This window comes from Coleofasciculus sp. FACHB-712, from assembly GCF_014695635.1.
Lineage (GTDB): Bacteria > Cyanobacteriota > Cyanobacteriia > Cyanobacteriales > FACHB-T130 > FACHB-T130.
Genome location: NZ_JACJOQ010000448.1, coordinates 1 through 9,796, shown reverse-complemented (window position 1 = coordinate 9,796; position 9,796 = coordinate 1). Strand labels below are relative to the sequence as shown.

The 9,796-nt window shown below is 46.1% G+C and carries 9 protein-coding genes and 1 pseudogene; 3 read left to right on the top strand and 7 right to left on the bottom strand.

Features of this window, described 5'->3' with window-relative positions; genetic code table 11:
• Window positions 1-383, bottom strand: a pseudogene (locus H6F50_RS14160) (phosphoglucomutase/phosphomannomutase family protein); the annotation flags it as partial.
• A 290-nt stretch (window positions 384-673) separates the two neighbouring features.
• On the opposite strand from H6F50_RS14160, the gene H6F50_RS14155 reads away from it, so the two are divergent.
• From H6F50_RS14155 to tsaB, 3 genes are all read left to right on the top strand, one after another.
• Complete coding sequence (locus tag H6F50_RS14155; RefSeq protein ID WP_190413034.1) at window positions 674-1,231, top strand: Npun_F5560 family protein; 558 nt, start codon at window positions 674-676, stop codon at window positions 1,229-1,231.
• Entirely contained in the window at window positions 1,224-1,922 is a 699-nt protein-coding gene (locus H6F50_RS14150) for a hypothetical protein (RefSeq protein ID WP_190429186.1), read from the top strand. Before H6F50_RS14155 ends, H6F50_RS14150 begins: the two co-directional genes overlap by 8 nt.
• A gap of 78 nt (window positions 1,923-2,000) precedes the next feature.
• Window positions 2,001-2,699: a tRNA (adenosine(37)-N6)-threonylcarbamoyltransferase complex dimerization subunit type 1 TsaB gene (gene tsaB / locus H6F50_RS14145; protein WP_190429185.1), complete on the top strand. Its 699-nt coding sequence runs from the start codon at window positions 2,001-2,003 to the stop codon at window positions 2,697-2,699.
• A gap of 95 nt (window positions 2,700-2,794) precedes the next feature.
• Here the strand turns inward: tsaB and H6F50_RS14140 are convergent, their stop codons facing one another.
• From H6F50_RS14140 to H6F50_RS14115, 6 genes are all read right to left on the bottom strand, one after another.
• Entirely contained in the window at window positions 2,795-3,133 is a 339-nt protein-coding gene (locus tag H6F50_RS14140) for a hypothetical protein (protein ID WP_190429184.1), read from the bottom strand.
• Window positions 3,134-3,618: 485 nt separating this feature from the next.
• On the bottom strand, window positions 3,619-5,394 hold the full coding sequence (locus H6F50_RS14135; RefSeq protein ID WP_190429183.1) for an iron uptake porin: 1,776 nt from the start codon (window positions 5,392-5,394) through the stop codon (window positions 3,619-3,621).
• A gap of 146 nt (window positions 5,395-5,540) precedes the next feature.
• Window positions 5,541-6,686 carry an ABC transporter permease gene (locus tag H6F50_RS14130; RefSeq protein WP_190429182.1) on the bottom strand — a complete coding sequence of 382 codons (1,146 nt, stop codon included), beginning with the start codon at window positions 6,684-6,686 and terminating at the stop codon, window positions 5,541-5,543.
• Between the two features lie 115 nt (window positions 6,687-6,801).
• The gene (locus H6F50_RS14125; RefSeq protein ID WP_190413028.1) at window positions 6,802-7,683 is read right to left on the bottom strand and encodes an Npun_R2479 family HD domain-containing metalloprotein; all 882 of its coding nucleotides are present in this window, start codon (window positions 7,681-7,683) and stop codon (window positions 6,802-6,804) included.
• A 571-nt stretch (window positions 7,684-8,254) separates the two neighbouring features.
• Entirely contained in the window at window positions 8,255-9,160 is a 906-nt protein-coding gene (locus H6F50_RS14120; RefSeq protein ID WP_206753538.1) for an alpha/beta hydrolase, read from the bottom strand.
• 121 nt (window positions 9,161-9,281) lie between these two features.
• Window positions 9,282-9,626, bottom strand: a complete 345-nt coding sequence (locus tag H6F50_RS14115) for a DUF1815 family protein (protein ID WP_190413027.1) — start codon at window positions 9,624-9,626, stop codon at window positions 9,282-9,284.
• Window positions 9,627-9,796: the final 170 nt, after the last annotated feature.

The window sequence follows — 9,796 nt, the reverse complement described above, 5'->3', positions numbered from 1 at the left end:
GCCGGACCAGCGTAATCGGGGATGTATTTGATGCCGCAATAGGGAGCTGGGTTATGACTGGCGGTGAACATCAGTGCCCCAGCAGAGTTGAGAAGCTTAGCGTTGTAAGCAATAACTGGTGTCGGGCAATCTCGATCGACAATTTTCACCGTCCACCCTGCGTCTGCCAAAACTTCAGCGGCAGTTCGGGCGAATTGGTCGGCTAAAAAACGGGTATCGTAAGCTACTAAGACAGGACGGTCTTTGGAATAGGCGTTTTCGAGATAACTCGCGATCGCCCGCGTAACTTTACACACATTGGCGAAGGTAAAGTCATCGGCGATAATCCCCCGCCATCCATCGGTACCAAATTTGATCTTGTTTGAACTGCTGGCTGCGCTCATCTTAACCACTTCCTCTTGATTCCACCTAAATACTACAAGACGCCTATCGCTTCAATCTCGCTGCCGGATGACAAATGGTTTGTATAAACTGAACGATTTGTTCGCACCGGCAGAAAATCTAGCTGAATCTGAGGATACGATAGACCCAACCCTTAATTGCAAACAAGGGTAGCAATCAGGTGTTAATTGCCGTTGCAAATGGTAAATTAGCTGCAAAAGCAATATGAGCCATCCGCTATCGCCTCGCGCCTGCCATTAGGAAAATCATCTCAAAGGAGCCGTAAGCCATTGTGAGCCAGACAGACACGCCAAACCTACAAACGCTTCAATCTGACGCAACTCGCCTGCGCGAAGAGTTGCAGATGCGAGATCAACTGGTTCAGCAGTTGTCTCAAGAACTATTCCGGCTGGTTAAGGGCAATGCTAATTTTATGCCCAGACCGGAAGTTTCTGAGCGGCACATGGCTCAGATGAGAGCGCTGCGAGAACAACTGCAAGAGGTCGAGCAGCAGGTAACGTTCTACCAGGAACAGATTACAACCCGCGACACCGAGATTTATCAATTGCGGCAGTCTGTACAGGAATTGACCGACCGCAGCCGGATGCTCGAACAAGTGGTGCAGGAGTTACCACAGATTTATCGCCAGAAATTTGCCGAACGCATGGCACCCGTGCGAGAAAAAGTGGCGATGCTGCAACGGGAAAACCGTCAACTCCATGCCGAGTTGCAAAGTGTCAGCTACCGTCTAGCTGTCAGAACCCGTCGCACGACGACCGGACTCGATCTGCCCAGTTTCCCGCGTACGGGTGTTCGTAATAGCCCGATTCCAACCTTTGGTCATGCGTAAAGTTCTGATTGTGGTTGATGCTGCTGATGAACTTCCGGTATCGCCCACAATAGCCGAAATTGTTTCTGCCCTCAAGCAAAGCGCGCTCAATTCCCCAGTACCGACAACGATACAAATTGTAGAGACGCAATTTATTGCCTCAGTCTGGACGGACTTGCAAAACCAAGCGGAAACTCTTTGGTGTCCTTTAACGCTGAATTTGCCAGAAAGCTTGGAATTTCCAGCCCAATCCCTTTATCAGGCTTGCCGCGATGTGACTGGTTTACGCCAGTTGGTGGAGCAATTAGGAGCGACGACGGGTGTCGGTGATTTCTGGTTGCCAATCGTTCTTACGGCAAAGGGGCCGCTCTACGGCGAGGTGATTGGTAGGGTTGAGGATGATGAAAGTAGGCGCTTAGAACCGACTTTGAAAGGTTATCGTCAGCCGGTGCATCTATCGGATATCTGGCGTCAGCCACTGTACCAACTGGGGCATCGATTGCTGCAATTTTTATCAGCGCCACCAGCTGTTTATTTATTACAGTTCGGCTTTCAAGAGCAAGGGATTTTTTTTGACCGACTTTTGCCGTTTCCAGGGGAACCAGCGATCGCTAGCATCAACGTCCAAAAGCCAGATTTATTTACCTGTCACTGGCACTGCTTGACGGGTCAAGCAATTTACGATCTCCAAATCAACGCCTTTCACGACTAAGAAGTCGCGGCTAGGCACTTGTAGGGACTCTGATTTATCGGGTTTCCCTATCTGGGCTATCGATCCCTTGAACTGGGCATGAATTCCGTGAAGCTCGATCCAACAAAATACGGCTTAGCACTACATACCAGCAGTCCTGAACTAGGTCTAGCACTCAATAACTTTTCTGGAGATTCGCGCTGCCAAACTTGGGATTTAGGGCGCGATTTATCCACTCATTTACATCATCATCTGGCTGAGTTTATTCAGCCGCAGATGTGGGCTGATTTGAAATTTATCTGTGTGGCAATAGGCCCAGGCAGCTTTACAGGGACTCGCATCGGTGTTGTTACAGCGCGGACCCTGGCGCAACAGTTGGATATTCCTCTGTTTTCCGTCTCTACACTGGCATCTGTGGCTTGGTCAGAAGCCGGTAAAAGTAAACAGCAAGGCAACGGAAACGGTGAAGAATCTTCACTCAGTAATGCGATCGCTGTCCAATTGCCAGCTCAACGGGGTCAATTATTTACCGCCATTTATCAGGTATTGCCATCCAGTTCCGGACTCGCTCAGATGTTACCAGATAGCGTGATGACACCGGCAGTATGGCAACAAACGCTGGACAGTTGGCATCCCTATCAGCTAATTGATATCGCTGCTGGGGCTGGGCTAGGGGCAACCGTTTCGAGCCTACTAGAACTAGCCTATCTAGATTGGCAACAGGGAAAGCGCCCCCACTGGTCAGAAGCGCTACCCTTTTATGGTCAACACCCCGTTGAGGAAAAAACATCTGGGTAGAATAAGCGGATGCGATCGCTTAAAGATATCAAACAGCCGACCTCTACAATAATTTCGACACTATCTCAAAAATTGAGATGTATCACCCCTTGGCGCTACTGTCGCATAGAAGATACATCAAAAATTCTGCTTGACATGGGAATCCGTTGATTAGTGGCTTTACTGTCCGCTACAGGGGAGCTAGAATCAGTAGCTTTATTTCCAGCTTTAGAAACAACAACTTGCTCAGTATTGGTAGAATTGACGACAGTATTACCAACGTCAGATTTAACACTTGTATTCCACTCTGCGGTCTGTTCATAGGAGCTTGAGTCGATAGTATCAACAATGTTAGTTTCTAAAGGAATAACCGTTTGGGCTTGAGAATTAGCCGCACTTAAAATAGAGCTTTGAGTTAAAATAAAAACTAGAAAAGAAAAAATAAATTTAGCCACTTTGACTCAACATCCTTCAAACAAATAATTAACTTTTGCAAAAGCAAAAATAATCTGTATCTATCTGCAATTACAGATAAAAATTTTGAAATCAACCCATAAGTTTTTCTGCCGTAAATGTTTTCCAGGGTAGACAAATACAGCAAAATTTACAATTTCTATTGAGGTTGATTAAAGAGCGACAAATAACAATTAGAGATTCTTGTAGTTGCCAATATAATTGCTTAACCGAACCTTATGTCAATTTATAGCTTCTACTCTTCTATCTACAAGCGAGATAACACTGAAAATAAAAAAATATTAAATTAAAAAAAAGTAGACTTAGTAAAATTACGGTAAATTTGGATAAAGTTTTTGTAGCTAAATAAAGGTTTGATGAGGTGTAAACTGGCATTTTGCATCAGAATATCATCCTGAGCGACATCCAAGAACTCCTGCGATGTTGCACTTTGCTGAATGTGACAAGTGTAGATAGGGAAATTTTCCTAGAAGGAGAAGCTAGTCCGTAATATACCTACAGCGATTGGGTCGCTAGCGGGTGTATGTCCCGGTTCAAAAATAAAGACTACCCCTGGCGTGATGCTAATGTTGTCCGTTGCCTGCCAACGATAGAACGCTTCTACATGAGTGGTCGTTCCAGGTTGTCCTCCTTCTCTGCCCAAACCCGTATTGAAAAAGTCAGGGATATTATTTCCTACGGGCAAATCGCTGCTAACAATTTTTGGTGGTTGTCCAATATAAATTCCTCCCAAATTTCCTTGTCCAAATAAATCGGGAAAATTGAGATACACCATATAGTTAGTTGTTTCTACATTTCCCGATCTTCCGGGAATGTGGGAATTGGTATAACCAGCCCATCCACCTAACGAAATGCGCGGCGTAATTCGCCAGTTAATCGTGGCACCAACGGCATTAGTTTGCAGGGATGCTGAATTACCAGTCAGTGGATTAATAGCACTCAACTGGTCGTCTCCAATCCCAGTCAGCAAAGAACCATTGGGAGAGTAGTCATTAACATAATACAAAGTGATATCAAGCGGATCGGTTGGGGTAAGCGCTAGTTGGAAACCTGCGGTATTGTGCCCGTCGGGTCGTCCATCGCTATGAAAAAATCCTGGAATAGTCGTTGAGTAAACCGCCTGCAAACTGGCACGTTTAGCAAATTGCCAATCAAAACCGATACCGCCACGACCAAAGCCAATATTCAGAATTGGGTTTCTTTGGGCAAAAGCAGAAATTGGACCTGTAGCAGCGCTTTCCACACGATTTGGGCCTCGGAAAGCGTAAGCCATATTTACTCCTTCTGTCCCCACGAGAACAGCAAATTTGTCGGTGAGGAGGAAACGGTAGTTTAGATCGCTCAAAATCACATCGTTATCATTAAACAATTCATAGCTCAGTAGGACATCGTTAGTTAGTCGAGGTGCAGTGGTTCCTTGACTCGCTTGGAGACCTGCTAACAGGTAACTACGTTCGTCAAATTGGGTAGTTAGATACAGCTGATTAAAATTAATTACGTTAATATTTGTACCCCGATCATCAGTCTCTTTTTTCCCATCTCTAGGAAATAAATCGGCGCGATTGTTGCTACGCCCTTGAACGCCAACAATTGTCAGTCCGCTCAATTTAGTGGTTGTAGAAAATTGGGTTGCTTCTATTTCCGCAGTGCGAGCTTCCAAGCTACCCACGGAACCCCGAAGACTGGCCAATTCGATTGCAAATTCTGATTGCAATCGCTGTAAGGTAGCCAATTCCTCTTGTCTGATTCCATCAGCAGTTGCTATCGGAACCAGGTTAGTAATTTGCTCCAAACAAGCATTTAACCCGGCAGCAAATTCATACCGCGTTAGGGCACGATTACCACGATAAGTACTGTCCGGATAGCCCGCGATACAGCCATAGCGTTCGATAAGCGATCGCAGTGCTTCATATGCCCAATCTGTGGGTTCCACGTCTGTCAGCTGAGAAACATTGGTCACTTGCTCCATCGAAGCTTCAGCAGCGTCTGACTCTTCTGCATTTTCCTCCTCTAGTTCCTCCACCTGTTGCAAACTCGTGTTGTTATCAGGCTGATTATCCAAATTTGGTAAATCTGAATCTGTCTTTAGAAACGTACTAATTTCTTTGCTACCTTGAGGAGTTTTATCTACATCCGCAGAATAAGCAGTTTGAGAGACAAAGCCACTGACTAAAATCCAGCTAAATAAGCCGTATTTCAAACTTGAACAAATAATTTTTTTGAATATAATTTTCAATATCATTTGCTTCCAACTCCTATCAGATCACACGTTTCCGAGCTATATGAATAGCTCGGAAACAAACTCAACAAAAAATTTAGCAGAGTCAGTTCACAAATATGACCGACTCTGCTAAATATGTCACACAAATTCGCAAAAAACTTTTAAAATTACCGCCGCAAACTCCGGGGATCGAGGGCATCCCGCAGCCCATCGCCTAGCAAGTTAAATGCTAATACAGTGAGGATAATCAATAGCGCTGGAGGCCAGATCAACCAAGGTTGTAACACCAAAATTGATGCATTTGTTGCTAGCGATAGCATATTCCCCCAAGACGGATCTGGCTGCTGAATTCCTAGCCCAATCAAACTCAGCACTGATTCCGCCACGATAAAACCAGGGATTGCCAAAGTTGCCGAGATAATCACGTAGGTAGCAGTTTGCGGCAACACATGACGAATGATAATGTACAGCGGTTTTGCACCCATTGCGCGTGCTGCTTGCACAAATTCCCGCTCTTTAATGGACAGCACCTGTCCCCGAATCACCCGTGCTAACCCAGCCCAGCCGACGAATGAGGTAATCAGGACAATTAATAAGAATCGCTGGGCACTCGTTAGTCCTGACGGTAGCACTGCGGCAAGGGCAACCAACAGATAAAGGCTGGGAATTGTCATCAGCACTTCCACAAAGCGCATTAAGATGCTGTCAGTTGTGCCTCCGAAAAAGCCAGAAATCCCTCCAACCAACAAACCTAGGGGGAAAGATATGGCAATTCCCACTAGACCAATGCTGAGGCTGATTCTGCCCCCGTGCAGTAGACGGCTGAACTGGTCGCGCCCCTGTTCATCGGTGCCTAACAAATTCAGTTTGCCTTCCCCAAGGGTGCCGAAGAGATGCCAATTAAAGGGAATACCGCTAAGAATTTCCACCTCATCAAATTTGGGTGGCAGCGGTAGGCGAAGCTGAAATAGTTGGTATTTCGGTCCCCGGACAAACAGGCGAACAGGTGAAGGTTTTTGGAAGTCTACAATCACTTTGCGATCGCCCGTCTCTAAATCTGTCGGCCCCTGAGTCGTCGGGTAAACGTGCGGCCCAATAAATTGTCCCTCACGGTTGCGCCAGTAAATCTGAGTTGGTGGCAAAAGTGACGTATTTGGCTGTACATCACACAGTCCTTGAGACAGGTCATAAGAGTCACATGGACGATAAGGCGCAACAAAATCAGCTGCAATAACGCTAAGGTAAAAAATTAACAGGATTAAAGCGCCAAAACGAGCTAAGGGATTGTTTTTAAGCTTTTGCCACCAGTTCATAAAGTTAGTGCTTAGGAGTTATGAGTTAGGAGTTTTAAATTAAATCATAAGCTAGAATTTAGTATTTCCAAGCTTATTTGGATTGTTCGCTCCTAACTCCCCACTGGTTCCCTTTCTAAGCTCCAACTACTAACTGTTCTTCCAGTTGCCGTCGCTCATCTTCGGCACTTTCGTGCTCAACAACAAACACATTCGAGTAGAGGTTGGCAATGATTTGCTTACCCTGCTGAGTTAGCGACAGGTAGCGCAGCGCATCTTGAATATACGGAAATACCCCATGCCAGTAAAATTTGGGATAGTTCCGCCGCAAGTCTCCAGGATGCCGATAACCTAAGGCTTGATTGACGCCAGTTTCTTCAAACTCATAGTACAAGGCACCAATTTTCTTCAGGTAGCGGGGATCGCTCAGCTGACCAATCAAGTCAGATGCCCGAACCAAGCCTGGATAATTAACCGTATCTTGATGATCCTCTGCTTTTGGGACTGGAAAACGAGTGAGTTCAATATTGCGCTTGATCAATTCCGCATCAATCAGCTTATGACCGCCAAAGCGCTCTTCAATAAAGAGTTTGGCTCGATCGACGTGATACGGTGTCAAGCTGGCATCTGAAGATCCACGAGGCACGGAAACCATTTCTGCATCCTGCCCCGTCGCATACAGTCTTTCGTAGTCTCTATCTAGGCGACACACGCCCTTCACGTAGCCAATGTCATGGCAAACCAAGGAGAGAATGAAGTGCAACCAGTCTTCACAGGACACCCCGCCCTCGCGGATATGTCTACCGCGCAAGATTTCTTGCCCGACCAGAGCGACTAAAATCGAGTGTTCAACATTGTGATAAAGGGCGTCGCTGTTGGCAATGTTTTCCAGAGCCATACCCCCCGCCCAGGCAATAATATCTTCGTAGTCGGGCTTGTAGCCGCCGTAAGTGCGTCGGTAGCCTTCACGAATTCTTTGAACAAAAGAGTCAATTAGAATTTCTGTAGCGTTAAACATCCTTAGTTCTCGCTGATACTGAGTGCAGTGAGGGGGCGTTGCTGATTTGGGAAATAATTGAGCATGAGGCGATCGCTCTCACGGTACCCAATCATTTTGCTGGTGGCGCTACGCCATAAATCGAGTTAATCCGAGGATATAACCTTGTCCTCTGTCGAACGAAATAGATACAACCCCTACCCTTCCAGGATGCAACAAAATTCGGCGACTGGGGTTGTTAATTGTCATGGTTGCTCTGTGTTTCGCATCACAATTCGTTCTTTGACCGCCAGATGGGGGTTTGATACTGCCTTGTGACCTGAGTTTGTTGAAAAATTGGAAAATGAGTCTCAACGCGATCGCCTAAAATTCTGTAGTCGAAGAAACTGGGACTATAGGGCTTTTGGGCTATTCCGGTCAATCAGCTTAGTTTCTTCTAACTTTTGCTAAATTAACATTTCCAAAACCAATAGCGCCAATTAATTTGGCGCTATCAAGCGTGTTGTTAAAGATTGTTGACATGAGCGAAGTCGCCAGTTTTAAATCTCACCACACTGGCAGCAGTTTCTTCGATAGATTTTTACCAATAGATTTAGAAGTTTTTTTTGCCACCAGTTAATATTGGGGAGCGGAAAAAGTTTAAGAGTTCTCGATTTACGGTTTGGGGAACTTCTTGCTGCATCCAGTGACCGCAGTGACTAATAAATTTTAGGTTGAAAGGAGCAGCGATTAAGCGTTCCATGCCTTCGGTGAGTTTTCGAGTCAAAAAGGCGTCTTCTTCGCTCCACAAAATCAAGGTAGGCACAGTGACGGGATCGGGCGATCGTCCCCAGTGATGCAGCCAATTTTGAGGCGACAAAGACGATCGATAGTAGTTAATTGCCGCCGCCAAAACCCCAGGCTTTGCCAGTGCTGCCTGATACACTTGGGCATCCTCGGCAGAAAACGCGCCTTTGCGAACCGCCTGTCCCCGAAACACGTTATTTACAAAATCTTTTAAATTTTGCTGAATCAGCCACTCTGGCAAACCAGGAATCTGAAACGCCAGAACGTACCAGCTGCGGCGCAGGTGATCCAAGTTTCCCGTCAATTCCTGCCAAAACCTGTACGGATGCGGCGCATTCAAAATAGCCAGACGATTCAGAACGTCTGGAAATTTCTGCGCTAGATGCCATGCGATCAATCCGCCCCAATCGTGACCAACAATATGTGCCCGGACATACCCTAAATTCTCAATCAGACCCCGAATATCGGCGCTAAGAGTATCCAGGTCATAACCACTGAGAGGCTTATCCGAATCGTTGTAGCCCCGCAAATCGGGAACCACCACCTTAAAATGGCGAGCCAGTGCTGGGATTTGATGCCGCCAGGAATACCAAAACTCTGGAAACCCGTGCAACAGGATAACTAGCTCTCCCTCTCCTTGGGTGACACAATGTAAGCGAATGTTGTTGGTCTCAATAAAATGGTGTTGCCATGCACAATCAAGGGCGGTCATAGACATCTCTTCCGGCATCCATCGCCAGGGGTTAGCACATAGGTTTCTCACTTTTCAGATTAGCAGTCCTAGGAGCTTATCTGTCTAAAGAGAGTGGTGAAACCTTGCTACGCTAACTCCTTTAGCCTCGCTGGGGCACGGCAGGACGATACTCAGAAGGTTTGATTTGGTATTTAACTAGATTGGCTAGGTCTTGTAGCTGACAAATCGCTTCAGCGCCCTCTAGCTTCATTAATTCACGGTCATCCCGCATTTCTGTCCAGGTAATCCCATAATCCGATACTAAAAAGCGAATTAGATGGTTGTCACCAAGACTAACCATAAATGATGCGCTATTCATTTGGCCTCCGCAGGTATAGCAAGAAGCCAGATAGCCCCGCTGCTCTAGCACAATCGCCAGAGCTTGGAGGTTCATCACTAGATCCTGTACAAATTGACGGTGTTGCTCTGCAAGTCGTAGAAACACGGTTGTCCTCCAACCACCACACCTTAGTTTAAACCTTTTATACTTTCTTAAGATTTTGCTCCCCAGGCATGACGGTAAATTAATTGAGGAGCATAGGAAAATTTAGAACTTGACGGCTCCCTGATTTGCACCAGGTTAACTTGACTATTCAGAAAAGCCAAGTATCAACA

Coding starts and splice junctions, on each gene's coding strand:
- H6F50_RS14120 (WP_206753538.1), bottom strand. CDS start 9,160: ATGACCGCCCTTGATTGTGCATGGCAACACCATTTTATTGAGACCAAC.
- H6F50_RS14150 (WP_190429186.1), top strand. CDS start 1,224: ATGCGTAAAGTTCTGATTGTGGTTGATGCTGCTGATGAACTTCCGGTA.
- H6F50_RS14130 (WP_190429182.1), bottom strand. CDS start 6,686: ATGAACTGGTGGCAAAAGCTTAAAAACAATCCCTTAGCTCGTTTTGGC.
- H6F50_RS14125 (WP_190413028.1), bottom strand. CDS start 7,683: ATGTTTAACGCTACAGAAATTCTAATTGACTCTTTTGTTCAAAGAATT.
- tsaB (WP_190429185.1), top strand. CDS start 2,001: ATGAATTCCGTGAAGCTCGATCCAACAAAATACGGCTTAGCACTACAT.
- H6F50_RS14135 (WP_190429183.1), bottom strand. CDS start 5,394: ATGATATTGAAAATTATATTCAAAAAAATTATTTGTTCAAGTTTGAAA.